This is a genomic window from Erwinia pyrifoliae DSM 12163 (assembly GCF_000026985.1).
GTDB lineage: Bacteria > Pseudomonadota > Gammaproteobacteria > Enterobacterales > Enterobacteriaceae > Erwinia > Erwinia pyrifoliae.
Genome location: NC_017390.1, coordinates 394,798 through 420,484, shown reverse-complemented (window position 1 = coordinate 420,484; position 25,687 = coordinate 394,798). Strand labels below are relative to the sequence as shown.

General features: G+C 52.3%; 28 protein-coding genes and 2 pseudogenes. 16 read left to right on the top strand and 14 right to left on the bottom strand.

Features of this window, described 5'->3' with window-relative positions; genetic code table 11:
- The first annotated feature begins 120 nt into the window (after window positions 1-120).
- Complete coding sequence (gene yhbY, locus EPYR_RS01900; protein ID WP_012666725.1) at window positions 121-414, top strand: ribosome assembly RNA-binding protein YhbY; 294 nt, start codon at window positions 121-123, stop codon at window positions 412-414.
- Between the two features lie 324 nt (window positions 415-738).
- Here yhbY and greA read toward each other — a convergent pair whose 3' ends face one another.
- Window positions 739-1,221: a transcription elongation factor GreA gene (gene greA, locus EPYR_RS01895; protein ID WP_012666724.1), complete on the bottom strand. Its 483-nt coding sequence runs from the start codon at window positions 1,219-1,221 to the stop codon at window positions 739-741.
- Between the two features lie 249 nt (window positions 1,222-1,470).
- Between greA and dacB the strand changes: the two genes are divergently transcribed.
- Together dacB and pmrA are read left to right on the top strand one after the other, a co-directional pair.
- A complete protein-coding gene (gene dacB, locus EPYR_RS01890; RefSeq protein ID WP_012666723.1) occupies window positions 1,471-2,904 on the top strand; it encodes a serine-type D-Ala-D-Ala carboxypeptidase in 1,434 nt (477 codons plus the stop codon).
- A 4-nt stretch (window positions 2,905-2,908) separates the two neighbouring features.
- Window positions 2,909-3,543 (top strand): annotated as a pseudogene (gene pmrA / locus EPYR_RS01885) (two-component system response regulator PmrA); the annotation flags it as partial.
- A gap of 37 nt (window positions 3,544-3,580) precedes the next feature.
- Here the strand turns inward: pmrA and cgtA are convergent.
- The 4 genes and pseudogenes from cgtA to rplU form a co-directional block, all read right to left on the bottom strand.
- Window positions 3,581-4,759 (bottom strand): Obg family GTPase CgtA, encoded by a 1,179-nt coding sequence (gene cgtA / locus EPYR_RS01880; protein WP_012666720.1) that lies wholly within the window; start codon window positions 4,757-4,759, stop codon window positions 3,581-3,583.
- Window positions 4,756-5,418: pseudogene (locus EPYR_RS20925) on the bottom strand (DMT family transporter). Before EPYR_RS20925 ends, cgtA begins: the two are co-directional and overlap by 4 nt.
- 112 nt (window positions 5,419-5,530) lie before the next feature.
- Window positions 5,531-5,788, bottom strand: a complete 258-nt coding sequence (gene rpmA / locus EPYR_RS01875; RefSeq protein ID WP_012666719.1) for a 50S ribosomal protein L27 — start codon at window positions 5,786-5,788, stop codon at window positions 5,531-5,533.
- 15 nt (window positions 5,789-5,803) lie between these two features.
- Window positions 5,804-6,115, bottom strand: coding sequence for a 50S ribosomal protein L21 (gene rplU, locus EPYR_RS01870; protein WP_004155106.1), 312 nt, complete (start codon window positions 6,113-6,115; stop codon window positions 5,804-5,806).
- A 257-nt stretch (window positions 6,116-6,372) separates the two neighbouring features.
- Between rplU and ispB the strand changes: the two genes are divergently transcribed.
- Together ispB and EPYR_RS01860 are read left to right on the top strand one after the other, a co-directional pair.
- Complete coding sequence (gene ispB / locus EPYR_RS01865; RefSeq protein WP_012666718.1) at window positions 6,373-7,347, top strand: octaprenyl diphosphate synthase; 975 nt, start codon at window positions 6,373-6,375, stop codon at window positions 7,345-7,347.
- Between the two features lie 310 nt (window positions 7,348-7,657).
- On the top strand, window positions 7,658-7,918 hold the full coding sequence (locus EPYR_RS01860) for a helix-turn-helix domain-containing protein (protein ID WP_012666717.1): 261 nt from the start codon (window positions 7,658-7,660) through the stop codon (window positions 7,916-7,918).
- A 50-nt stretch (window positions 7,919-7,968) separates the two neighbouring features.
- On the opposite strand, the gene murA is transcribed toward EPYR_RS01860, so the two are convergent.
- From murA to mlaF, 7 genes are all read right to left on the bottom strand, one after another.
- A complete protein-coding gene (gene murA, locus EPYR_RS01855; RefSeq protein ID WP_012666716.1) occupies window positions 7,969-9,231 on the bottom strand; it encodes a UDP-N-acetylglucosamine 1-carboxyvinyltransferase in 1,263 nt (420 codons plus the stop codon).
- Between the two features lie 76 nt (window positions 9,232-9,307).
- Window positions 9,308-9,562, bottom strand: a complete 255-nt coding sequence (gene ibaG / locus EPYR_RS01850) for a BolA family iron metabolism protein IbaG (protein WP_012666715.1) — start codon at window positions 9,560-9,562, stop codon at window positions 9,308-9,310.
- A 226-nt stretch (window positions 9,563-9,788) separates the two neighbouring features.
- Window positions 9,789-10,085 carry a lipid asymmetry maintenance protein MlaB gene (mlaB, locus tag EPYR_RS01845; RefSeq protein WP_012666714.1) on the bottom strand — a complete coding sequence of 99 codons (297 nt, stop codon included), beginning with the start codon at window positions 10,083-10,085 and terminating at the stop codon, window positions 9,789-9,791.
- The gene (gene mlaC, locus EPYR_RS01840; RefSeq protein ID WP_012666713.1) at window positions 10,085-10,720 is read right to left on the bottom strand and encodes a phospholipid-binding protein MlaC; all 636 of its coding nucleotides are present in this window, start codon (window positions 10,718-10,720) and stop codon (window positions 10,085-10,087) included. The genes mlaB and mlaC overlap by 1 nt, the downstream gene beginning before the upstream one ends.
- 11 nt (window positions 10,721-10,731) lie before the next feature.
- Complete coding sequence (gene mlaD, locus EPYR_RS01835) at window positions 10,732-11,280, bottom strand: outer membrane lipid asymmetry maintenance protein MlaD (protein WP_012666712.1); 549 nt, start codon at window positions 11,278-11,280, stop codon at window positions 10,732-10,734.
- A 4-nt stretch (window positions 11,281-11,284) separates the two neighbouring features.
- Entirely contained in the window at window positions 11,285-12,067 is a 783-nt protein-coding gene (gene mlaE / locus EPYR_RS01830) for a lipid asymmetry maintenance ABC transporter permease subunit MlaE (RefSeq protein ID WP_012666711.1), read from the bottom strand.
- Window positions 12,068-12,074: 7 nt separating this feature from the next.
- Entirely contained in the window at window positions 12,075-12,887 is an 813-nt protein-coding gene (mlaF, locus tag EPYR_RS01825; RefSeq protein ID WP_012666710.1) for a phospholipid ABC transporter ATP-binding protein MlaF, read from the bottom strand.
- A 223-nt stretch (window positions 12,888-13,110) separates the two neighbouring features.
- On the opposite strand from mlaF, the gene EPYR_RS01820 reads away from it, so the two are divergent.
- From EPYR_RS01820 to npr, 11 genes are all read left to right on the top strand, one after another.
- On the top strand, window positions 13,111-14,091 hold the full coding sequence (locus EPYR_RS01820; protein WP_012666709.1) for a calcium/sodium antiporter: 981 nt from the start codon (window positions 13,111-13,113) through the stop codon (window positions 14,089-14,091).
- A 15-nt stretch (window positions 14,092-14,106) separates the two neighbouring features.
- Window positions 14,107-15,093, top strand: coding sequence for an arabinose-5-phosphate isomerase KdsD (gene kdsD / locus EPYR_RS01815; RefSeq protein ID WP_012666708.1), 987 nt, complete (start codon window positions 14,107-14,109; stop codon window positions 15,091-15,093).
- Between the two features lie 16 nt (window positions 15,094-15,109).
- A complete protein-coding gene (gene kdsC, locus EPYR_RS01810) occupies window positions 15,110-15,676 on the top strand; it encodes a 3-deoxy-manno-octulosonate-8-phosphatase KdsC (protein WP_012666707.1) in 567 nt (188 codons plus the stop codon).
- Complete coding sequence (gene lptC, locus EPYR_RS01805; protein WP_012666706.1) at window positions 15,673-16,242, top strand: LPS export ABC transporter periplasmic protein LptC; 570 nt, start codon at window positions 15,673-15,675, stop codon at window positions 16,240-16,242. Before kdsC ends, lptC begins: the two co-directional genes overlap by 4 nt.
- Window positions 16,220-16,771, top strand: a complete 552-nt coding sequence (gene lptA / locus EPYR_RS01800) for a lipopolysaccharide ABC transporter substrate-binding protein LptA (protein WP_014538466.1) — start codon at window positions 16,220-16,222, stop codon at window positions 16,769-16,771. The genes lptC and lptA overlap by 23 nt, the downstream gene beginning before the upstream one ends.
- 5 nt (window positions 16,772-16,776) lie before the next feature.
- Window positions 16,777-17,502 carry an LPS export ABC transporter ATP-binding protein gene (lptB, locus tag EPYR_RS01795; RefSeq protein ID WP_012666704.1) on the top strand — a complete coding sequence of 242 codons (726 nt, stop codon included), beginning with the start codon at window positions 16,777-16,779 and terminating at the stop codon, window positions 17,500-17,502.
- 48 nt (window positions 17,503-17,550) lie between these two features.
- Window positions 17,551-18,984 carry an RNA polymerase factor sigma-54 gene (gene rpoN, locus EPYR_RS01790; protein WP_014538465.1) on the top strand — a complete coding sequence of 478 codons (1,434 nt, stop codon included), beginning with the start codon at window positions 17,551-17,553 and terminating at the stop codon, window positions 18,982-18,984.
- A 22-nt stretch (window positions 18,985-19,006) separates the two neighbouring features.
- Window positions 19,007-19,294 (top strand): ribosome hibernation promoting factor, encoded by a 288-nt coding sequence (hpf, locus tag EPYR_RS01785; protein WP_012666702.1) that lies wholly within the window; start codon window positions 19,007-19,009, stop codon window positions 19,292-19,294.
- Window positions 19,295-19,472: 178 nt separating this feature from the next.
- The gene (gene ptsN, locus EPYR_RS01780) at window positions 19,473-19,955 is read left to right on the top strand and encodes a PTS IIA-like nitrogen regulatory protein PtsN (protein WP_014538464.1); all 483 of its coding nucleotides are present in this window, start codon (window positions 19,473-19,475) and stop codon (window positions 19,953-19,955) included.
- 194 nt (window positions 19,956-20,149) lie between these two features.
- Entirely contained in the window at window positions 20,150-21,004 is an 855-nt protein-coding gene (rapZ, locus tag EPYR_RS01775) for an RNase adapter RapZ (RefSeq protein WP_012666700.1), read from the top strand.
- A complete protein-coding gene (npr, locus tag EPYR_RS01770) occupies window positions 21,001-21,273 on the top strand; it encodes a PTS phosphocarrier protein NPr (protein WP_012666699.1) in 273 nt (90 codons plus the stop codon). Before rapZ ends, npr begins: the two co-directional genes overlap by 4 nt.
- A gap of 74 nt (window positions 21,274-21,347) precedes the next feature.
- Here the strand turns inward: npr and mtgA are convergent, their stop codons facing one another.
- Window positions 21,348-22,073: a monofunctional biosynthetic peptidoglycan transglycosylase gene (mtgA, locus tag EPYR_RS01765; RefSeq protein WP_012666698.1), complete on the bottom strand. Its 726-nt coding sequence runs from the start codon at window positions 22,071-22,073 to the stop codon at window positions 21,348-21,350.
- Between the two features lie 789 nt (window positions 22,074-22,862).
- Window positions 22,863-25,202, bottom strand: coding sequence for an aerobic respiration two-component sensor histidine kinase ArcB (arcB, locus tag EPYR_RS01760; RefSeq protein ID WP_012666697.1), 2,340 nt, complete (start codon window positions 25,200-25,202; stop codon window positions 22,863-22,865).
- Window positions 25,203-25,687: the final 485 nt, after the last annotated feature.

The following is a 25,687-nucleotide window of genomic DNA, read 5'->3' as shown; positions in this document are numbered from 1 at the left end:
CCAACTATGATTCAACGTAGCGATAAATAAACCGCGCAAATCAGCGCTGCCGATTTGGTGATACACCAGAGATGGCGGTAGAATGACCCGTTTTCAATCCCAATGTAAGTAAAATATACGATGAATCTGAGTACCAAACAAAAACAGCACCTGAAAGGTCTGGCCCATCCGCTGAAGCCTGTTGTTATGCTGGGCAACAATGGTTTGACCGAAGGGGTGCTGGCCGAAATCGAACAAGCACTGGAGCACCATGAACTTATCAAGGTGAAGATCGCCACAGAAGACCGTGAGACGAAAGCCCTGATCGTTGAAGCTATCGTGCGCGAAACGCGTGCAGTGAACGTGCAGGTTATCGGCAAAACGCTGGTGCTGTACCGTCCGACGAAGGAACGCAAGATCTCCATTCCGCGCTGAGGTAAAAGTGCGGCGGTTGCCGCCCACTTCCTGCCATGCTCAGAATCTGGAGAAAGTGCCATGCTCTTGACTCTGATAAAAGGCCGCGCAGCGGCCTTTTCTTATCTTTACAAAAAATCTTACCGTTCCGCGAGCAATCTGAATCGCGGAAGAGCGGCAATCGCCCGAATAGCGCAAAGCTGGTACACGCTAATAATCCGGTTGAACGACAAATCGGCCCGCAGCAGATCCGTACGCCGTGTGCTTCAGCCCTGATGCGCCGGGTAACGCCGCCAGCGCAAGTGCCACTCAAAGTATAACGGGCAATGTGCAGAGTAGCTGAAATCAGAGATATTCCACTTTTATGATGTCGTATTCCACATCACCGCCGGGGGTTTTAATCACGGTAACATCGTCTGCCACTTTGCCCACCAGACCACGCGCCATCGGCGAATTTACCGAAATCAAATTTTGCTTAAAGTCCGCTTCATCGTCGCCCACAATGCGGTAGGTTGACTCTTCGTCAGTTTCAACGTTCAGTACGGTAACGGTCGCACCGAAAATCACCCGGCCATTAGCGTTACCGGCCATTTTGGTGACATCAATAACCTGAGCGTTTGACAGCTTCGCTTCAATTTCCTGAATACGCCCTTCGCAGAAACCCTGTTCTTCGCGCGCAGCATGATATTCCGCGTTTTCTTTCAGGTCGCCGTGCTCACGCGCGTCAGCAATTGAGGCAATAATTCTGGGCCGTTTGACGGTTTTCAGCTCTTCCAGCTCTTCGCGCAGTTTGTCCGCGCCCCTTAACGTCATCGGAATCTGATTCATCTCAATACCTCGTAAAATCTGTCCTGTTCATCGTGCCGTCGTCCTGACGACTGGTTTGCAGAAAAGGCGTTCTGCGGCGTCTGTTACTGATTTAAAACGAAAGAAACCTGACCCGGAGCAAGCTCCGGGTCAGGATCAATTTTGCAATTTGATACGTATTTTACCCCAGAGTTCCGTAGGGGTCATCGTTTACTTTTCACCACGATGCACCGTAGTATGGCCGTATCACCTGTCAGTTAACGCGAGATTATGCGATTTTCACGAATTGTTACCGGTATTACCTGCGCATTTATGCTGCAAGCGCAGGCTGCGCCCGTCGAAGAGTACAGCGAATATTTACCCGACGGCGCAAATCTGGCGCTGATGGTACAGAAAATAGGTGCGGCAGCGCCATCGATTGACTATCACAGTCAGCAGATGGCGCTGCCGGCAAGCACCATGAAGGTTATCACCGCCCTGGCTGCCCTGTTGCAACTCGGTCCGGATTATCGTTTCCATACTCAGCTGGAAAGCAAAGGCAGCCTGAGTGGCAATACGCTGCGCGGCGACCTGGTGGCACGCTTCGGCGGCGACCCGACTTTGACGCGCCAGGATCTGCGCAATATGGTCAACGCCCTGAAGAAGCAAGGAGTACAGCATATTGAGGGCAACCTGGTGATTGATACATCGGTCTTCGCCAGCCATGACAAAGCCCCAGGCTGGCCGTGGAATGATATGACCCAGTGTTTCAGCGCGCCGCCGGGTGCCGCCATCGTCGACCGTAACTGCTTCTCGGTATCGTTATACAGCGCGCCAAATCCGGGCGATAAAGCCTTTATCCGCGTGGCGTCTTACTATCCGGTAAATATGTTCAGTGAAGTGCGCACGCTGGCAAAAGGCTCGCCCGATGCCCAGTATTGCGAGCTGGACGTGGTGCCCGGTGAGTTGAACCGTTTCACGCTGACCGGCTGCCTGACACAGCGTGCCGAGCCGCTGCCGCTGGCGTTTGCCATTCAGGATGGTGCCAGCTATGCAGGCGCGCTGCTGAAGGCCGAGCTACAAAATGCCGGCATCGATTATAACGGCCATCTTGTGCGCCAGACGTTGCTGACCCAGCCTGCCACGATACTGGCTGAAACCCGGTCGGCTCCGCTGCACGACCTGTTGAGGATCATGTTAAAGAAGTCCGATAACATGATCGCCGATACCATATTCCGCACCATTGGCCGCGAGCGTTTTGGCGTGCCGGGTACCTGGCGGGCGGGTTCGGATGCCGTGCGTCAGATCCTACGACAGAAGGCAAATATTGACTTGGGTAACAGTATTCAGGTGGATGGATCGGGGCTGTCACGCCACGATTTAATCTCCCCGGCTACGATGATGCAGGTGCTACAGTACATTGCGCAAAATGACAGCCAGCTCGACTACATTTCAATGCTGCCGCTGGCCGGTCATGACGGCACGTTACTCTATCGCGGCGGCCTGCATGAAGCGGGCGTCGACGGCAAAGTTTCCGCTAAAACTGGTTCGCTGCAGGGCGTTTATAATCTGGCTGGCTTCATGACCACCGCCAGCGGTCAGCGTGTTGCTTTCGTGCAGTTCCTTTCAGGCTACGCCGTTCCGCCGCAGGATCAGCGTCAACGACGCATCCCCCTGGTACGCTTCGAGAGCCGTCTGTATAAAGATGTTTACCGGAATAACTGAGCCGATGAAAATACGGATTGTAGAGGATGATGCGCTGCTGCCAGAGGGCTTACCTTGTTCTGACGGGGGGGNAGGGGAAAGTTACGCCGTTGACTGCGCGGTTAATGCGGCTCAGGGAGCGGCATTTCTGCACAGCGCTCGGTACAGTCTGGTGGTGCTGGATCTTGGCTTACCGGATCGTGACGGAGCCGATCTGCTGCGCCAATGGCGTAAGGAAAACAGGATCTGCCCGTGCTGATCCTCACCGCGCGTGATGACCTGTCCGACCGGGTTAAGGGGCTGGATGCCGGTGCCGACCACTATCTGGTCAAACCGTTTGCGCTGGCGGAGCTGAAAGCACGCGTCCGTGCACTGATCCGCCGCTATCAGGTCAGAAGCGATAACCTGTTGCAGCATGGCGATATCACCCTCAACCTCTCCTCGCAGCAGGTGGCTGTCGATCTTCAGCCAGCTGAAATGACGCCGAAAGAGTTTGCCCTGTTAACCCGCCTGCTGATGCGCATCGGCCAGACGGTGCACCGTGAAACATGACAGCAGGATCTCTACAGCTGGCAGGATGATACCGCCTTAAATACGCTTGAGGTGCATATTTATAATCTGCGGCGCAAACTGGGTAAAGAGCGCATCAAAACAAAACGGGACGCTATCAGATGCGTCCCGTTGGTTTTAGCGTGGCTTAACGCTGATAGATGGTTTCGACGCCTTCTTCGTCATCTTCATCCCAGTCATCGTCCCAGTCATCGTCTTCTTCCACTTCTGGCTGCGCTTCTTCCAGCTGCTGACGATGGTAGTCATCCCACATGAATTCCACTTTCTCTGGCTGTTTGGCGGCCAGTTCTGCCTCTTTCGGATTGGCTTTGATAAAGGCCATCACGTCCCAGCACAGCGCATTCACGCCGGTACGGTTCGCCGCAGAGATCAGATAGTATTTGTCAGTCCAACCCAGCGCTTGCGCGATAGTTTTGGCACGAGACTCCGCCTCTTCTTCATCCAGCAGATCAACCTTGTTGAACACCAGCCAGCGCGGCTTCTGGAACAGCTTATCGCTGTATTTTTCCAGTTCGCCGAGGATGATGCGCGCATTTTCCACCGGATCGCTTTCATCTATCGGTGCCAGGTCGATGGTGTGCAACAGCACGCGGCAGCGCTCAAGGTGTTTGAGAAAGCGGATGCCCAGACCGGCTCCGTCAGATGCACCTTCGATCAGGCCCGGGATATCGGCAACAACAAAACTTTGCTCGCTGTCCATACGCACTACGCCCAGGCTTGGCACCAGCGTAGTAAACGGATAATCAGCAACTTTCGGCTTGGCAGCGGAAACGGCACGGATAAAGGTCGATTTACCGGCGTTAGGCAGGCCCAGCATGCCAACATCCGCCAGCAGCATAAGCTCCAGCTGCAGATCGCGTTTCTCACCCGGCGTACCCATGGTTTTCTGACGCGGAGTACGATTCACCGATGATTTGAAGCGCGTGTTGCCCAGTCCGTGCCAGCCGCCTTTGGCCACCATCATTTTTTGCTGATGATGCGTCATATCGCCCAGCGTTTCACCGGTTCCCTGATCGATAATGCGCGTTCCGACCGGTACTTTGATCAGAATGTCATTACCTCGTTTACCGGTACAGTCGCGACTCTGACCGTTCTGACCACGTTCTGCGCGGAAGGATTTCTCAAAACGGTAGTCAATCAGGGTATTGAGGTTCTCATCGGCCTGCATATACACGTCACCGCCGTCACCGCCATCGCCGCCATCAGGACCGCCACGCGGAATATATTTCTCACGACGGAAGCTCACGCAGCCGTTACCGCCATCGCCAGCTACTACCAGGATCGTCGCTTCATCAACAAACTTCATTTTACTTCTCCGTCACTCATACGCCCGGTGTCCAATGCGCATGGCATCGGAACGGGATTGCTCCGCCGTGGCCATAAGCGATGACCAATTGCGGGAAACAGGGTGCCTGACATCACGACTATTGCTCCAACAAACCCTGGAGTATTGAGCTGCGGAATGGCAAAAAAGTCGGGCCAGCCAGGCGATAACAATTCTGAAAAAACAGGGTAAACAGCGGCGTTAGCGTCACAATTACGCTGACCTGTGCCGCCTGCCAACAGGTCCATGCTTACGCCAGCGCGCCATAACCCACCAGGGTTTCCAGCGCACAAAAAATCAGCCAGTCAACGGCTATACCCGTTCCTGGTCAGCCAAAGGCAGTAAAGCCACTGCACACAAAGTGTACAACAAAAACAGAATCTGTTGTGAGACCAGGCTGGTATTAAAAAACATCACCAGCCAGCGGGGATGCCGAAAAAAGTCCCGGGGCGGCAGCCGGCGTTTTAACGCCAGAATCGTCCCCAGCCAAGGACTGCGAGGAAAAAGCGGTAAAATACCACCATGAAGGGTCCATCACCTGCAAGTGCCCGCTTCATAGCGTTCGGGAGCAAGCCCCGGCTCATGGTGGCGATCGGCGCCAGCGCCATACCCATTCCTGCCTGTTGCCTGGTCTCTGACATTCAGTTCTCTGACAGCTCGGGCAGAATGTAAAAAGCCCCGCAGTCTAATGCGGGGCTTTTCTTTTCGTCGCAGTGAGCGCCTTAACGGCTGCTCTGCGGCACGAATACCGGATTACTCAGCAACGATGCTGATGTATTTACGGTTGTTCGGGCCTTTAACTTCGAACAGGACCTTACCATTTGCCGTAGCAAACAGGGTGTGGTCACGACCGCAGCCTACGTTGGTGCCCGCGTGGAATTTGGTGCCACGCTGACGAACGATGATGCTACCAGCCAGTACAGATTCGCCGCCGAAACGTTTCACGCCCAGACGTTTTGCATTGGAGTCACGACCGTTACGAGTCGAGCCGCCAGCTTTCTTATGTGCCATTTGTCAGATCTCCTCTTAGGCGCTGATGCCAGTGATCTTCACATCAGTGAACCACTGACGGTGACCCTGCTGCTTACGGTAATGCTTACGACGACGGAACTTAACAATCTTGATTTTGTCGCCACGACCGTGAGCAACGATTTCCGCTTTAATCACGCCACCAGAAACTAAAGGTGCGCCGATTTTAACGTCTTCGCCATTGGCAATCATCAGAACCTGGTCGAACTCAATCGTTTCGCCGGTTGCGATGTCCAGCTTTTCCAAGCGAACGGTCTGACCTTCGCTTACTCGGTGTTGTTTACCACCACTTTGGAAAACCGCGTACATATAGAACTCCGCTTCCGCGCTTGCCTTTTTTGTATTTCAGGCTGCGCTATAAATATTCACAATAGGGCGCGAATTCTACGCAACTTCCCCGCCAAAGACAAGTGCCTGTTACACTGTATTGCAGAAAAAAAACGCAAGGTGAATGGGGGCGTTTCACCGCCGCGTTTTTCAAGTACAATCTGTCATACATTTCATGCCACAGGCACGGATAAAGGCGCTTATCATAGTTGCGAACTGAGCGATAGCTGAACAGACTAATGAACTTAGAACAGATAAACGAACTCACCGCGCAAGATATGGCGGACGTCAATGCGACAATACTCGACCAGCTGAACTCAGATGTGTCCCTTATCAACCAGTTGGGTTACTACATTATCAATGGCGGAGGTAAACGCATCCGGCCTATGATTGCCGTGTTGGCTGCGCGGGCAATCAATGATTATGCGGGTAAACAACATATTACCGTGGCAGCGCTGATTGAGTTCATTCACACCGCAACGCTGCTGCACGATGACGTGGTAGATGAATCCGATATGCGCCGTGGCAAAGCCACCGCCAACGCCGCATTTGGCAACGCGGCCAGCGTACTGGTGGGTGATTTCATCTACACCCGCGCCTTCCAGATGATGACCAGCCTTGGGTCGTTGAAGGTGCTGGCTTTGATGTCAGAAGCGGTGAACGTGATTGCCGAAGGTGAAGTGTTACAGCTGATGAATTGTAATGACCCGGATATCACCGAAGAGAGCTACATGCGGGTTATCTACAGCAAAACTGCCCGTCTGTTCGAAGCCGCAGCGCAGTCTTCCGCCATTCTGGCAGGTGCCAGTGAGGCAGAAGAGCAGGCTTTACAGGATTATGGCCGTTATATCGGTACCGCATTCCAGTTAATTGACGATCTGCTGGACTACAGTGCTGATGGCGAAACGCTGGGCAAAAACGTTGGCGATGACCTGAGTGAAGGAAAACCTACCTTGCCGTTGCTACACGCGATGCGCAACGGAACGCCCGAACAGGCCAGCATGATCCGTTCAGCCATTGAAGAAGGAAATGGGCGTCACTTATTGGAATCCGTTCTGGAAACAATGAATCAGTGCGGTTCGCTGGGGTGGACGCGCAATGCCGCTGAAAAAGAGGCTGATAAGGCCATTGCTGCGCTGGAAGTTTTGCCAAAATCACCGTGGCGTACCGCACTGGAAGCACTGGCTCATATGTCAGTTCAGCGCACGTTCTGATACGCGCCACAAGGGAGGCCCGGCACAGCGCCTTGCTTCCCGTTATTTACCGCTTTCCTCGCTCCACCACCTGACCGCTGTCAAAACATTCTGAAACAACAACACGCAATTACCTGAACTTTGTGTAGCCTTACGCAAAAAATCGGTTACATCAGAAATTAACTGGAATTTAACGGAAATTAAATGCTATAAAATCCGTCTTACATCCAGATATCACTGGTTTTTTAGCAACGGAGTTCGGTAAAAGGCTGGCGTACACCCTGGTATTCTACCGCTGTAATTTTAAAAAGTGCTCAAGGAGGATAAGCACATGACACACAATCCGCAAGACTGGCACCCCGCCGACATTATTGCCGCCTTACGTAAAAAAGGCACCACGCTGGCTGCACAGTCGCGACTGGCCGGCTTGAGCTCATCAACCCTGGCCAACGCATTATGCCGCCCATGGCCAAAAGGAGAGTGGATCATCGCAACAGCATTGAACATACATCCATCAAAGATTTGGCCCAGCCGTTACTTTGATGTGAAAACACGTTGTCTTATCGATCGCCAACAGCGCATTCGCCGATAAAAAAAAGGGCCGGTATTCGCTACCGACCCTGCTTTTATTGAGCGGAGAGATTAATCTTCGCCGCTAACCCGCTGGATATTCGCTCCAAGGGCAATCAGCTTATCTTCAATATGCTCGTATCCGCGATCGATATGGTAAATGCGATCCACCAGCGTGGTGCCTTCAGCAATACATCCAGCCAGCACCAAACTGGCAGAAGCACGCAGATCGGTCGCCATGACCTGGGCGCTGGAAAGCTTTTCCACGCCATGACATATCAGCGTATGGCTTTCAATTTCAGCGTGCGCGCCCATGCGAACCAGCTCTGGCACATGCATAAAGCGGTTTTCAAAGATGGTCTCAGTAATCACCCCCGTGCCTTCAGCCACCAGGTTCAGTAAACTGAACTGCGCCTGCATATCGGTTGGGAAGCCAGGATGCGGGGCGGTACGAAGATTGACTGCTTTAGGCCGCTTGCCGTGCATGTCCAGGCTTATCCAGTCTTCTCCCACCTCGATGTCCGCACCGGCTTCGCGTAGCTTCGCCAGCACGGCATCCAGCGTATCAGGCTGCGCGGCACGGCAGATAACCTTACCGCCGGAGATCGCCCCTGCGACCAGGAAAGTACCGGTTTCGATGCGGTCAGGAAGCACGCGATAAACACCGCCACCCAGACGATCAACGCCTTCAATGGTAATACGATCGCTGCCAGCACCGGTAATTTTCGCCCCAAGCGTGTTAAGGAAATGAGCGGTGTCGACAATTTCCGGCTCACGCGCGGCATTTTCAATAACGGTAGTGCCCGTTGCCAGCGTAGCCGCGCTCATGATAGTAACGGTTGCACCCACGCTGACCTTATCCATAACGATATGCGCCCCTTTCAGGCGACCAGCGACAGAGGCCTTAACGTAACCTTCTTCCAGTTTAATCTCGGCGCCAAGCTGCTCAAGGCCGGTGATATGCAGATCAACCGGACGTGCGCCGATAGCACAACCACCGGGCAGTGATACTTGCCCCTGCCCGAAACGTGCCACCAGCGGGCCTAATGCCCAAATCGAGGCACGCATGGTTTTCACCAGTTCGTAAGGCGCGCAGTAGATATCCACATTGCTGGCATCCAGATATACAGATCCATTACGTTCAGCCTTCACACCGAGCTGGCCGAGCAGCTTCATGGTGGTATCGATGTCTTTCAGTTTCGGGACATTCTGGATCTCGACCGGCTCTTCAGCCAGCAGAGCAGCGAACAGGATCGGTAATGCGGCATTTTTAGCCCCGGAAATTGTGACTTCACCACTTAGCCGGGTCGGACCCTGTACACGAAATTTATCCATTGCAACTACTCTCTGTTGTCAGACAAAACTGCTGTGCAGCTCCTCACCACAAAGCGTGTGGTGGAATTTGCGTAGCTTAAAAACCGTTTAGCTTACGGTCACGCGCCCATTCTTCAGGGGTATAGGTCTTAATGGAAACCGCATGAATGCGATTATCGGCAATATAAGCCATCAGGGGGGCATAGACCGTCTGCTGCTTCTTCACGCGGCTCAGCTCGCCGAACAGTTCACCAACGGCGATGACCTGAAAATGGCTACCTTCACCAGTTACGTGGACTTCCTGCAACGGTAACGCGCTCATGAGCACGGACTGAATTTCACTATTTTCCATGATGCTTTAAATTTCACTTGATAATAAACAAGCATACATCTTAGTGGAATCCGCCCAACTCTTAAACAAACAAAAAATGCCTGGGGCATAAGAGCAAGCCTGAATGGGAACTCACAGCACGACAAATGCAGCAAAAAACAGGGGCCGGGACAGCCCCTGATGAATGGAAAGTCATCAACTCAACAGGTTCTCTGCATTGAGAGAACAGGCAGTACACAACAACGTTTTAGTCGCAGCAGATGATAATTTTCTGCAGATTATAAAGGGTGATTAGCGAATTCAGCTTGTCAGTAACGCCGCTAAAACGCGGTTTCCTGCCGTTATCAATGGCAATCTGTCGCAGATGGACCAGCAACGCCAGTCCTCCCGAATCGACTCGCTCCAGAGCGGAAACGTCAATAGTCTCTACGCGCTCCATCACCGCCTCACGCTGTTGCCATAACGGCAGCAGCGTTTCACGCTCCAGTTCACCGATGAGGCGAAGCTGGCCCGCCTCAATTTCCCAGCGCAGTTGCTCGTTCATTATGACGACTTGTTCAGCGTGACAGGCTGCTGAGCATAGGATTTCAGGCGCTCTGTTAACCCATCGATGCCTTTCTGGCGCAGAACATCACTCCATTCATTCTGCTTGGTGGTGATCATACTGACCCCTTCAGCGATCATGTCAAAGGCTTGCCAGTGACCGTTGACGCTATTTTTGCGCCACTGGAAGTCCAGGCGCACCGGTGGGCGGCCATTAGGATCAACGATGGTGACGCGAATGGCGATGATGTTCGCTCCGCCAGTGGGTTGTTCCGGGGCAATTTGATAGGTCTGGCCATTGTACATCGCCAGCGCCTGACCGTAAGCCTGAGCCAGATAATCACCGAAAGCTTTAAAGTAGGCGTCACGCTGTGCCGGGGTGGCATCTTTGTAGTAACGCCCCAGCACTAAAGCTCCTGCATACTTGACCTGAACATATGGCAACAGCTCTTCGCGAACGATCTGGCGCAGATAATCAGGGTCTTTCTTGATTGCAGGCTGTTCATTTTTCAGACGACTGAAGGTTTTCGCTGCGGCTTCGTCCATCAGCTTGTAGGGATTGGTCTGGTCAGCTTCAGCATGAGCTGCTAAGGGTGCAATGGCCAGCATCGCCACCATGAGTAAACGTTTCAACATTATTTGCCCTCCTATGGATTATTCGCTGCTGCCGGGGCAACTTGCCCCTGAGCGCCCTTGCCACCTGCAGCAGGTGAACTCTTTTCATCAGCGTTGCCGCTCTTGTAAAGGAACTGCCCAATGAGATCTTCCAGCACCATTGCAGATTTGGTGTCCTGAACAGTCCCGCCATTTTTGAGTATAGCGGTTCCCATTTCAGGGTCATCAAAACCGATATTCAATGCCAGATACTGCTCCCCCAACAGACCGGAGGTGCGCACCGCCAGCGAACTGGTATCCGGAATATTGTTATATTGATCTTCAATGTCCATGCTGACCTTAGGCGAATATGTTTTAGGATCAAGCACAATATCCGATACACGACCTATCACTACCCCGCCGATTTTCACCGGCGAACCGGGCTTCAACCCACCCACGTTGTCGAAAGTGGCATGCAGTTTCCAGGTCGACACATTGCCGAGTGATTTGAGATCGGTCACGCGCAGACAGAGAAAAATAATTGCGCAAAGCGCTAACAGTAAGAATGCACCTACCCAAATTTCACTTTTTTTCGTTTGCATTACATCAGTTCCCAAACATCAGTGCTGTAAGCACAAAATCCAGACCAAGTACTGCCAGCGAAGCATGTACTACAGTACGCGTTGTTGCCCGACTGATACCTTCAGACGTCGGAATGGCATCGTAGCCGTTAAACAGCGCTATCCATGTCACGGTCACCGCAAATACGGCGCTTTTGATTGTGCAGTTGATAATATCAGTTTGCAGGTCAACCGCATTTTGCATCGCCGACCAGAAAAAGCCGGAATCGATGCCCTTCCAGCTCACGCCCACCAGCGCGCCGCCGAGAATGCCTACCGCAACGAAGATCAGCGTCAATAGCGGCATGCTGATAAAACCGGCCCAGAAGCGCGGCGAAATGATGCGCCGTAGCGGGTCAACCGCCATCATCTCCATGCTGGAAAGCTGTTCAGTGGCCTTCATTAAACCGATTTCAGCCGTCAATGCCGAGCCGGCGCGCCCGGCGAACAGCAGTGCCGAAACCACCGGACCCAGTTCACGCAGTAACGACAACGCCACCATCATGCCCAGACTGGCTTCAGCGCCGTAAGTTTTCAGAATCAGGTAACCTTGCAGGCCCAATACCATGCCGATAAACAGCCCGGAAACCACCACGATCAACAGTGACAGCACGCCAATGTTGTACAGCTGTTTAACCAACAGCGGAGCGTGCTTGCGAAAGCGTGGAATGCCAAACAACGCATGGAACAGCATTAATCCGGCGCGTCCAAGAGAAGCGCAGAAATTAATTCCCTGACGCCCTAATGACGCCAGTGCTTGTAGAAACATCAGTGTGTTAACTCCCTGAGCCGACTAAATCTTGCAGATAATCCCCGGCGGGGAAACGGAATGGTACCGGCCCGTCGGCAATACCATCGATAAACTGACGCACGCGGGCGTCATCATTTTTACGCAGATCGGGGGCAGTTCCCTGAGCGATCACCTTCTGGCCAGCAACAATATACGCGTAATCGGCAATGCTCAGCACTTCGGGCACATCGTGGGAAACCACGATACAGGTCACGCCTAAAGAGTGATTGAGTTCGTCGATAAGCTTTACCAATACGCCCATGGTGATAGGATCCTGGCCTACAAACGGCTCGTCGAACATAATCAGATCCGGCTCCAGCGCAATCGCTCGCGCCAGCGCTACGCGGCGAGCCATGCCGCCAGACAGTTCAGAAGGTTTAAGATTTGCCGCTCCGCGCAGCCCGACGGCTTCCAGTTTCATCATTACCGTGCTGCGCAGTAATGGGGCTGGTAAATGAGAGTGTTCTCGCAGCGGCCAGGCCACATTATCGAATACGCTCAGATCGGTAAACAGCGCGCCCGACTGAAACAGCATGCTCATCTTTTTGCGCGCTTCGTACAATCGGGAGCGGGAAAGTGCAGGAATATTTTCGCCATTGAACCATATTTCCCCGCTGTCCGGCGGCAGTTGCCCGCCAATCAAGCGTAGTAGTGTGGTCTTACCAATACCGGAAGGCCCCATGATAGCCGTGACTTTTCCCTTGGGCACCGTAAGCGAGATGTTATCGAAAATCGGCCGATTGCCACGGGAAAAGCTCACGCCCCGGACATCCACCAGATTCGTTTCCGTCTGGCTCATAGCTACCTCGATTCTTATTATCAGACAATTAATGTAATCCCGATGGTAACGTATTACCTGCGGGGCTGGACACTTTTACAGAAACTTACCTCATAAGATGTAGCTTAAGTTGCCATAGGTTTTACTTTTTGCTTAGACACCGTCAAAATCACTGCCTTAAAACAGCCGTAACCTACTGTCATGTACGGCAACCGACGATTATAACCGATTAAAAGGACACTTCATGCTCGTTGCTACAGCACTACTGATTATCGGTTTAGTCTTATTGGTCTACGGTGCCGATCGTCTGGTGTTTAGCGCAGCTATTTTATGTCGTTCTTTGGGGATACCCCCGCTAATTATTGGTATGACCGTGGTGGGTATTGGCACCTCGCTGCCAGAAATGATCGTCTCATTTTCTGCCGCCGCGCGCGGGCAAATGGATATCGCCATAGGGACGGCAATGGGTTCAAACATCGCCAATATTTTGTTGATCCTCGGCGCAGCGGCGCTGCTGCACCCGCTAACGGTACATTCTAATCTGATTCGCCGCGAACTGCCGCTGATGCTGCTAGTGACTCTGCTATGTAGCGTCATGCTGTTTGATAATCAACTGAGCCGTGTCGATGGTCTGACCTTAATGGCAATAGCGGCGGTCTACCTGCTGTTTATCATTAGAATCGCCCGCCGGGCCGAGCGCGAAAATAATGATTCGTTACCCCGTGAACAGTTGGCCGAACTACCGCGTGACGACACAGGCAATACCGTTGCTTTCCTGTGGCTGGCAGTGGCGCTGATCGTGCTGCCGATGTCAACCAACATGGTCATCGATAACGCCACGGTGATTGCCGACTACTTCGGCGTTAGCGAACTGGTCATCGGACTGACTATTATCTCCGTCGGCACCAGCCTGCCGGAACTGGCTACCGTCATTGCCGGTGCCCTGAAAGGCGAAGATGATATCGCCATCGGTAACCTGATAGGTTCTAATATTTATAATTTGGCTATCGTGTTGGGCATTCCGGCGTTACTGCATCCTGGCGCGTTCGATGCAGCAGCCTTTGCCCGTGACTACTGGGTTATGCTCGGCGTTAGCGCGCTATTTACACTGGTCTGTTTGCAGCGCAGTCGCCGCATTGGCCGGCTGGCCGGGGCGCTGTTGCTGTGCGGGTTTATCTGCTGGGTGGGCATGCTATACCAGTTCCCCTCAGTGGCCTTCTGGTAAAAGGATTCGAGAATAATGGCGCATATCACTGCCGAAAACGACTTTGATTTTCAACAGGCCGGGAAAGAGGTCTTGCAGATTGAACGCGAAGGTCTGGAACAACTCGACCGCTACATTAATGATGACTTTACCCATACCTGCGATCTGATTTATCGCTGTCGCGGCAAAGTAGTGGTCATGGGGATGGGCAAATCAGGGCACATTGGCAAAAAAATTGCCGCCACTTTTGCCAGTACCGGTACGCCCGCGTTCTTTGTTCATCCTGCTGAAGCCAGCCACGGCGATCTGGGCATGGTGACGTCTGACGATGTGGTGATTGCCATTTCCAATTCCGGCGAATCTTCAGAGATTTTGGCCCTGATCCCGGTACTGAAGCGCCTGCACGTCACATTAATCTGCATCACCAGCCGCCCGGAGAGTGCAATGGGGCGTGCGGCAGATATCCATCTGTGTGTTAAAGTCCCCCAAGAGGCCTGCCCACTTGGCCTGGCGCCGACCACCAGTACCACCGCCACGCTGGTGATGGGCGATGCACTGGCCGTTGCACTATTAAAAGCCCGTGGTTTTACCCAGGAAGATTTTGCCCTCTCTCACCCCGGTGGCGCGCTGGGGCGCAAGCTGCTACTGCGTGTTGATGATATCATGCACTGTGGTAATGCTATGCCACACGTCAGCCGTGACGCCTCACTGCGCGACGCCCTGTTGGAGATTACGCAGAAAAACATGGGGATGACGGTGATTTGTGACGCTTCGATGCAAATCGAGGGTATTTTCACCGACGGTGATTTACGCCGCGTCTTCGATATGGGCATTGATATCCAGCACGCCAGTATTGAAAGTGTGATGACGCCGGGCGGCATTCGCGTGCGGCCTGGTACGCTGGCAGTGGATGCACTAAATCTGATGCAAACCAGGAATATCACCTGCGTCATGGTTGCCGACAACGATCGGCTAATTGGCGTGATCCATATGCATGACATGCTGCGCGCTGGCGTAGTTTAACCCAGGAAGCGAAAAAATGAGTCACCCAGCAACCACCGTTGAAACCTGCTACGGGCCGGTAAGCCAGCAGGTAATCACTAAAGCACAGCACATCAAACTCCTGATCTGTGATGTGGATGGCGTGATGTCGGACGGCGTGGTCTATCAAGGCAATAACGGTGAAGAGCTGAAAGGCTTTAACGTGCGTGATGGCTACGGTATCCGCTGCCTGCTGACATCCGCAATAGAAGTGGCGATTATTACCGGCCGTAAAGCAAAACTGTTAGAGGATCGCTGCACCACACTCGGTATTCATCATCTTTACCAGGGGCAGTCGGATAAGGTTTTGGCCTTCCGCGAACTTCTGGATAAACTGGCACTCGGCGCTCACCAGGTGGCTTACATTGGCGATGACCTGATTGACTGGCCGGTCATGGCACAAGTTGGTCTGAGCGTGACGGTCGCCGATGCGCATCCCATACTGCTGCCCCGTGCTGACTACGTGACGCGCCTCGCTGGCGGGCGCGGTGCAGTGCGCGAAATCTGTGACCTGATATTAATTGCACAGGGTAAGTTTGCAACGGCTATAGGGCAGTCTGTATGAGTAAAACAAGACGCTGGATAACACTGATACTGGCAACTATCGCGATAGTGTTGATCGGTTGGAATCTGACGGACAGCGATAACAGTGAAGGTGCTGTCACCAGCAATGATACTGAACCGACTTATATGAGCGATAATTCACGTACGCTGGTATATAGCCCTACAGGCGCAATGAGTTATAAGCTGGTTTCAGACAAAGCGACCTATTACGCTACCGATGCGGTGAGCTGGTTTGACAATCCGGTGATGACGACATATGACGACAATAAGACGCCGTCCTGGACAGTACGTGCAGATAAAGCGAGGCTCACCAACGATCGGATGTTGTATCTCTATGGGCATGTGCAGGTAGACAGCCTGACTCAGGATGCACAGCTTGAGCGGATCAAAACGGACAACGCACAGGTTAACCTGACCACCCAGGACGTCACTTCGGAGGATCGGGTCAACCTTTACGGCCGTAGCTTTAACTCTACCGGCATGAAGATGCGTGGGAATTTGCGGAACAAAACTGCCGAGTTGATTGAAAAGGTCAAAACATCTTATGAAATTCAAAATGAACAATAAAAGCTTAAAGTTACTGACAGCCAGCCTGCTGCTGGCCATTAGCGTTCCGGCCTTCGCACTGACTGGCGACTCCAATAAACCCGTTAATATTGATTCAGAAAACCAGGCGCTGGATATGCAGGGGAATGTGGCCACATTCACCGGCAACGTGGTGGTGACTCAAGGCAGCATCAAAATCACGGCGGATAAAGTGGTGGTGACCCGCCCAGGCGGCGATAGCAAAAAAACCATTGTCGACGCCTATGGCAATCTTGCAACGTTCTACCAAATGCAGGATAACGGTAAACCGGTTCAGGGCCACGCTCAGAAAATGCATTACGAGCTGGCGAGCGATCTGGTCGAGTTAACCGGTAACGCTTATCTCGAACAGCTCGACAGCAATGTCAAAGGCGATCGCATTACCTATCTGGTGAAAGAACAGAAAATGCAGGCCTTCGGCAACACCGGCAGACGCGTTACTACCGTGCTGGTGCCATCACAGCTGCAAGATAAAGACCCTTCATCAAACGGTCAAAAGAAGAGTAACTAACGAATATGGCAACCTTAATTGCAGAAAACCTGGCGAAGGCCTACAAAGGTCGTCGCGTGGTTGAAGATGTCAGCCTGCAGGTTAAGTCTGGCGAAATCGTTGGTCTGCTTGGCCCCAACGGGGCGGGTAAAACAACGACATTTTATATGGTTGTAGGGATCGTGCCGCGCGATGCGGGGCGCATCGTGATCGATGAAGAAGACATCAGTATATTGCCGCTACACGCGCGCGCGCGCCGGGGGATTGGCTACCTCCCACAGGAAGCCTCTATTTTCCGTCGCCTCAGCGTTTATGACAATCTGATGGCGGTATTGCAGATCCGTGACGATCTCACCAGCGAACAGCGCGAAGACCGTGCCAATGAGTTACTGGCAGAGTTTCATATCGCTCATCTGCGTGACAGCCTGGGTCAGGCGCTTTCCGGGGGCGAACGCCGCCGTGTGGAAATTGCCCGCGCGCTGGCGGCCAATCCAAAATTTATCCTGCTGGATGAGCCTTTCGCCGGGGTTGACCCGATATCCGTAATTGATATAAAAAAAATCATCGAACATCTGCGTGACAGCGGCCTTGGCGTATTGATCACCGATCACAACGTCCGTGAAACGCTGGCAGTCTGCGAACGCGCCTATATTGTCAGCCAGGGGCACTTAATCGCCCACGGTACCCCGGAAGCAATCCTGGCCGATGAACAAGTGAAGCGTGTCTATTTAGGTGAAGAGTTCAGACTCTGATAAGGTGTTCACCTTAGGTATGATTTCTGGGGAATTAACATCCTGAATATGAAGCAAGGTTTACAACTCAGGCTGAGCCAACAGCTTGCCATGACGCCACAGTTGCAACAGGCCATTCGCCTGTTACAGCTATCTACGCTTGAACTACAACAAGAAATTCAGCTGGCGCTGGAAAGTAACCCGCTGCTTGAACAGACCGATATTCATGAAGAAGTCGACAGTCGCGAATATCAGGAAACCGAGGCGCTGGATACCCGGGAAGCACTGGAACAGAAGGACATGCCGGAAGAGCTGCCGCTGGATGCCACCTGGGATGAGATTTATACCGCCGGCACGCCCTCAGGGACCGGCACCGACTACCATGACGATGAATTGCCCGTCTATCAGGGGGAAACCACTCAGACACTGCAGGACTATCTGATGTGGCAGGTGGAGCTGACGCCGTTTAGCGATACCGACCGGGCAATTGCAACATCGATTGTCGATGCCGTTGATAGTACCGGCTACCTGACGGTTTCACTGGAAGAAATCCTCGACAGCATGGGTAATGACGAGCTGGCACCAGAGGAAATCGAAGCGGTGCTGAAACGGGTGCAGCGCTTTGATCCGGTGGGCGTCTGCGCGCGCGATCTGCGTGACTGTTTGCTGGTTCAGCTATCGCAGTTCGCTCAAGAGTATCCTTTTCTCAAAGAGGCTCGTCTGATTGTCAGCGAACATCTCGATCTGCTGGCAAACCATGATTTTCGTAGCCTGATGCGCGTCACGCGCCTGAAGGAAGAGGTGCTTAAAAGCGCAATGCTGCTGATTCAAACCCTCGATCCCAGGCCCGGTCAGTCGATCAATACTCAGGAACCGGAGTATGTTATCCCGGACGTACTGGTGCGTAAAATCAGCCATCGCTGGGCGGTGGAGCTTAATGCTGACAGCTTACCGCGCTTGAAAATCAATCAGCATTACGTTTCTCTTGGCTCGAATTCGCGCAGCGATAGCGACTCGCAGTTTATCCGCAGTCACCTGCAGGAGGCGAAATGGCTGATCAAAAGTCTGGAAAGCCGTAATGATACCCTGTTGAAAGTGACCCGTTGCATCGTCGACAGACAGCAGGCTTTTTTTGAACAAGGTGAAGAGTTTATGCGTCCGATGGTACTGGCAGATATTGCCAGCGCGGTCGATATGCATGAGTCAACGATTTCGCGCGTCACCACGCAAAAGTACCTGCACAGCCCGCGCGGCATTTTTGAACTGAAGTATTTTTTCTCCAGCCACGTCAACACCGAAGGCGGGGGCGAAGCCTCATCCACGGCCATTCGTGCGCTGGTGAAAAAGTTAGTCTCGGCGGAAAATCCTGCCAAACCGCTTAGCGACAGTAAGCTAACCTCCATGCTTTCCGAACAGGGAATTATGGTCGCCAGGCGTACGGTGGCAAAATACCGAGAGTCTTTATCCATCCCGCCATCAAATCAGCGTAAACAGCTGGTTTGAACGAACAGAGAAGGAAGACACGATGCAGCTCAATATCACTGGACAACACGTTGAAATCACGGAACCATTGCGTGAGTTTGTTACCGCTAAATTTGCCAAACTGGAGCACTATTTCGACCGGATTAATCAGGTCTATATTGTTTTAAAAGTGGAAAAAGTGACGCAAATTGCAGATGCCACGCTGCATGTAAACGGCGGAGAGCTGCATGCCACCTCGGAAGATAAAGATATGTACGCGGCGATTGACGGCCTCATCGATAAGCTGACGCGTCAGTTGAATAAACATAAAGAAAAGCTAAAACAACACTAAACTTCACTAAGCACCGGCTGGATTTTTCAGTACCGAAATCATGAGTGAGGCTGAACGCGGTTAACGGCTCGTCTTTTGTGATAAGACGAGCCGTTACTCGATACGGCAGGTTAACCTTTTGATTCAACCCCTGGGAAAATGCCATACGCCCTGCGGAAGTGAATAAGTAAGTGAAACTATGATGAACAACGATCTGAAACTGGAACTGGACTCCGTGCTAAGCGTCGCCTGCACGCGTAATGATGTACATTGCCAAAGCAAAAAACGCGCTCTGGAAATTATCAGTGAACTGGCGGCTAAACAGCTTAACCTGCCACAGCAGATAATTTTCGATGCTATTCTGACGCGCGAAAGAATGGGCAGTACCGGTATTGGTAATGGCATTGCCATCCCGCACGGCAAACTTGAAGAAGATACTTTGCGTGCCGTAGGCGTCTTTATACGGCTGGAGAACCCTATCGCTTTTGATGCCATTGATAATCAGCCTGTGGATCTGCTGTTTGCCCTGCTGGTGCCGGCAGATCAGTGTAAAACGCACCTGCACACACTTTCACTGGTCGCCAAACGCCTGGCAGATAAAACCGTTCTGCGTCGTCTACGCGCTGCACAGAGTGATGAAGAACTGTATCAAATCATCACGGAAGATCACCATCGGATCTAACCGAGCGGTGATATATCCACAATCATTGGCGTGATAATAAAACAATTGCAAAACGCCAAATGGGGTCAGCAATATGGACACCGTTCACCCCACATCGGGTAGAAACACGGCCCGGTAACAACACGGGCGAGGCGGCTAAAGCGGTTGCGACTTCATGCACAAAGGTGCAAAGGGCTAAACTGGGGGAAAAGTAAATGGTGCTGATGATCGTCAGCGGTCGTTCAGGATCTGGGAAATCAGTGGCGCTGCGCGCCCTGGAGGATATGGGATTCTACTGCGTGGATAATCTACCCGTGGTATTGCTGCCCGATCTGGCTAACTCGCTGGCAGAGCGCAATATGTCTGCGGCGGTGAGTATTGACGTGCGTAACATGCCGGAAACCCCAGAGGTATTCGAACACGCGCTCACCAGTCTGCCTGATAGTTTCTCGCCGCAGCTGCTGTTTCTTGATGCCGATCGCAATACCCTGATCCGACGTTACAGTGATACCCGCCGTCTGCATCCCCTTTCCAGTAAAAATTTGTCGCTGGAAAGTGCCATTGATGAAGAAAATGTTCTGCTGGAGCCGTTGCGTTCCCGCGCCGATCTGATTATTGATACCTCAGAAATGTCCGTTCATGAGCTGGCAGAAATGCTGCGCACCCGCCTGTTGGGTAAGCGTGAGCGCGAACTGACAATGGTTTTCGAATCATTTGGCTTTAAGCATGGTATTCCAATCGACGCCGATTACGTTTTTGACGTGCGCTTTCTGCCCAATCCGCACTGGGACCCGAAGCTGCGTCCGATGACCGGCCTTGACCGCCCCGTTGCCGCGTTCCTCGACCGCCATACTGAAGTACATAACTTTATTTATCAGACGCGCAGTTATCTGGAGTTGTGGTTACCCATGCTGGAAACTAACAATCGCAGCTATCTGACCGTCGCCATCGGTTGTACCGGTGGTAAACACCGCTCGGTATACATTGCTGAGCAGCTGGCAGACTATTTCCGCTCGCGCGGCAAAAACGTTCAGTCTCGCCATCGTACGCTGGAAAAACGCAAAACATGAGTATAAAGCAGACCGTAGAGATTAAAAACAAGTTGGGGATGCATGCCCGCCCGGCGATGAAGCTGTTTGAGTTGGTACAAAGTTTTGATGCCGAAGTGCTGCTGCGCAATGAAAGCGGTACTGAAGCCGAAGCAAGCAGCGTTATCGCTCTGCTGATGCTGGATTCAGCTAAAGGTGGCCATATTGAGGTGGAAGCCAGCGGCCCCGAGGAAGAGAAAGCGCTGGCGGCAGTTATCGACCTGTTTGATGCCGGTTTTGATGAAGACTGAGCCACGGATCAAGGCCGACAACCTGCCGCCGGCCTGATCCTCGCGACAGCCCTTTCGCAACACGGGGTTAATTTTCACCGCAACTTATGTTCCAGCAGGAAGTTTTCCCCACCTAATTGGCGCATTTGGCGTAAAATCCACTGCTGCCGCTGGCGCAAGTATGCAGACGGCGCATTCGCCCTGAAATGAAGCGGATCGGGCAGCACCGCCGCCAGCAACGCCGCTTCAGAACGGGTCAGACGGCTGGCAGGTTTATGGAAGTAGCGCTGCGATGCCTCCTCAACCCCAAAAACCCCTTTCCCCATTTCAGCAACGTTAAGATAAACGGTCAGGATGCGCCGTTTGGTCCAGACAGACTCTATGCCTACCGTTAATCCGGCTTCCAGCCCTTTACGTAGCCAGCTGCGCCCATCCCAAAGGAAGACATTTTTAGCCGTCTGCTGCGATAACGTTGAGGCGCCACGCATTGCCTTCTTCTCGCCATCGCTGTCCAGCACCGACTGGATTGCCGCAACATCAAACCCCCAATGAGTGGGAAACTTTTGATCTTCAGAGGCGATCACCGCCAGCGCCATCCACGGTGATATATCCGGCATGTCGACCCAATCAGAGTGAGCGACATAGCTAAAATCACCGCTAAACCATGCCCCCAACTGCCGCTCAACCATCACGGCAGAGAAAAGTACCGGCACAAAAGCAAAAATCACTAAACCGCTCAACCATAAAGCCGTTATGCCCAGCACCAGACGAATAATCCAGTATCTGATACGCGTTAACCTGCTGTTTTGACCGCGACTCATATTCGTTGAACCACTAAATTGCGATTTACGTAAAAATCCACCAGGATTTCTCCATAAAGATAAGTTAAACTGTTCTTAGCGGAATCGGTTCCATTAAAACGTACGATCCTGCTACAACCCACAATCTGACGGCCAGAAAGGTCGTAACCCGGCAATTGAATGATTCAAAATACTTATGTATAATCTCATTTAGCCGGTTAAAACTGACATTCTTTGAAATAAGTTCAGGCAAAATTTTTCATTCTGCTACTTATTTCGCTGCACAAAGGTACTAAACTGAGCCACTTTGCCCGATGGCAGGGTCAGCTTTTGAATATTTCTGATCAACTATCGGATAATTTGTGGTAACACAAATCAGAATGTTGCAGTTATTGCTCAGAAAAACGAAACAAAATAAATAAAAACAAATGGTTAAACTAAACTCATGCCAATATGATAGCATCAGGCTCCGTCGGAAAGAAAAAGCGGTTCAACTAATGCGTTCAACCTAATCCGGGGGGGCAAAAAAAGGCAAATACGTTTAAAAAGCAAGCAATCTGTCGTGTAAATTGATTCCGTGCTTGACTAAATGTTCAAATTCGGGTCTCCTGTTGACAAACGCCGTTCAACATCACACATTTTAATGAATTTGGTAACATGTGATTCAGAATTTGCTAAGGTATTGAATAGACGTCTTTGAGTTTTACCCAATACCAAATCTGCGCTCCCGACGAGACCTATCAAAACAGCGCAGGTTACCAATTTCCCTGGTGTTGGCGCAGTCTTCGCGCACCCCGGCTTCGGTCGGGGTCATTTTTTTTCAGCGTCTGTTACCCATTGCCGTAATACTTCCATATCATTACGCCATTCGAGTTTGAGTTCATCAATCCATTCCTGCACGTTATCCCACCATGCCGGCAGCTCCGGGCTTTGGATCTGTTTTGCCACCTGCTGTAAATGCATCAGGCCGACAGAACCCGCTGCACCCTTGATTTTGTGCCCCTCCTCCGCAATGCCTTTCTGGTCGCGTGCCATCATATTCGAGTCCAGCGCCGCCAGATATCCGGGCATCATCTGCTCAAACATCGCCAGGCTCTGGTGAATTAATCCGGGGCCAACCAGCTCCATATACTGTTCCAGCATCGGTAAATCGAGTAACGCCAGCTCTTTTTCCCCCATGCTGCGCTCAGGAGTCGTCGTGAGATCCTCTGCCTGATAGTCCCAGTACCTTTTGATCATCGCCGTCAGCGCAGATACCGCCAGCGGTTTGCTCAATACGTCATCCATACCGGCATCCAGATATTCCTGTTTGTCCTTCAGCACGTTGGCCGTCAGCGCCACCAGCGGGGGCAGCCGGGCAGTGGCGTAGCGGAGATGAATAGCCCGCGCCACATCCAGCCCGGTCATATCCGGTAGCTGGATATCCAGCAATACCAGGTCAAACTCATCCGGGTCGAACATCTCCAGCGCCGCCTGACCGGTCATGGCCACTTCCACGCTGTTGCCCAGCTTCTCCAGCACCGAGCGGGCCACCACGACATTCAGCTCAATATCTTCCACCAGCAGCACATGCAGGGCTGGCAGCGGCAGTTCATCTTCAGCACGCTCGTCCTGTGATACTTCCGCCACGCGCGGTGCGTTAAGCGTCAGGGTAAAGCATGACCCTTTGCCGGGTGCGCCTGAAACGCTGATATCCCCGCCCATGCTTTGCGCCAGCCGCCGCGAAACCGCCAGCCCAATACCGGTGCCGGTGGCAGGCTTACCGCCGCGCCGATCCTTCACCTGGTAATACATGGCAAAAATTTTGTCCTGCTCATCCTGCGGGATGCCAATACCGGAATCCTGCACATCAAAACGCAGGCACTCTTCGCTCTGATAGCCGACACGCACCACAATTTCACCCTGGCGGGTGAATTTCACCGCATTACCAATCAGATTCCACAGGATTTGACGTAAGCGTGTACCGTCGGCCAGGATTTTGTGTGGCAGCGGCGGCTGTGTTTCCAGCACAAACTTGAGCCCTTTCGGCTCTACCAGCAGCCCGGAGATATTTTCCAGGTCGGCAAGGAAACCGGTGAAGTCCATCGGCTGGGTATCCAGCTGCACTTTGCGTCGCTCCATTTTGTCCATTTCGATCACATCATTAAAAATGTTGCCGAGGGTAATCGCCGACACATGGATAGTTTTAAGGTACTTGAGCTGTTCCTGGTCGAGATGGGTATCCAGCAGGATGCGGCTTAAACCGACAATGCCATTAAGCGGCGTACGAAGCTCGTGGCTGATGGTTGAAATAAAGGTAGTCTTCTCCCTGCTGGCGTTTTCTAAAGCGTCCTGATAACGCTTACGCTCGGTTATATCGCGTCCAAAGCCCATCAGCCCACTTCGTTTGCCAACCCGGTCGTAATAGGGCACCTTACGGATTTCAAAACAGGCTTTGCGCCCGTCAGGATATTGCAGCCACTGTTCATAGGTGAGCGAGACATTGTGATGGAACACTTTTTCGTCCGTTTCCAGCACTTTGGTGGCCGCATCGTCGTCATAAACTTCTTTGGGCGACAAACCAATCAGCTGTTTTTCACTTTTGCCCGTTAACAGCTCCATTGCCCGGTTGCAGCCGGAAAATTGACGATCGCTGTTGCGGTAGAACACCAGGTCCGGTGAGGCATCAAGAAACGATCGCAGAAATGAGGATTGTTGTTCGAGTTCAATCTGCGCCTCTTCACGGCGCGACATCTCATCTTTGAGCCGCGCCATGACCTGCAAACGCTCCTCTTCGGCCTTAATACGATCGGCAATCTCCTGGTTCAACCGGGTGATGTTGCCCTGCATCTGCTGATTCAGCTCAAGGTCGCGTTTGCGCATCTCCTCCAGCTTATCCACCAGCCGCACCAGCCGCTGGCGCGACTCTTCCAGCTGTTCCACCACTACAGAGAGAAAATAGACCGCCCACGGGGTGATCAGCAGGCCGAAAAACACCGAACGCACCATATCAATGCTCTCAACGCGCCCGTGCAGCACCATCGTGACGGCCATTTGAACAATCATCGCCAGCACCACCAGCGCTGAAGCCAACAGCAACGAGAAACGAATTAGCCCAAGTTTCATCATCAAATCAACGTAGTACTGCGCTAACAAACGAATTTGCTTCATAAAGAGTCCCTTTCAGCCTGATAGCGGCAATCATACCGGAATTGTTTAAAACACCAATGCGCCAAGTAACCCACGCAGCACCCTATTCATGCCCGGTCATCGTGCATTCATGCTTATCTTCTGCAGACAGACTAAGGCAGAATTATCCTCTGCGTGCAGAGCCAGACGCGGCCACAACCCCATCCGACACGCGGTATGCCACAGGCAGCCACCTGATAATGTTGCCAGTGACGGAAAAGTTAATCTGAAAGGTATTGACTAAATCTTGTAACTGCATAATCTGTAGAGCCGCTCTGAATTCAGCACGCTTCTTTCTGCCGACACGCTGACCACCCTCATCCTTAACTGCGCATAATCATTCATATTTTGTGAAAAAATAACCGTATCGGGCATAATCAAATTTGCTCATACCTTGTCCCCTTTTTTATTCAAATACACCAACATGGTAAAAACAGTGCGTTCATGCGGTTAAATTCCCTTCCGCA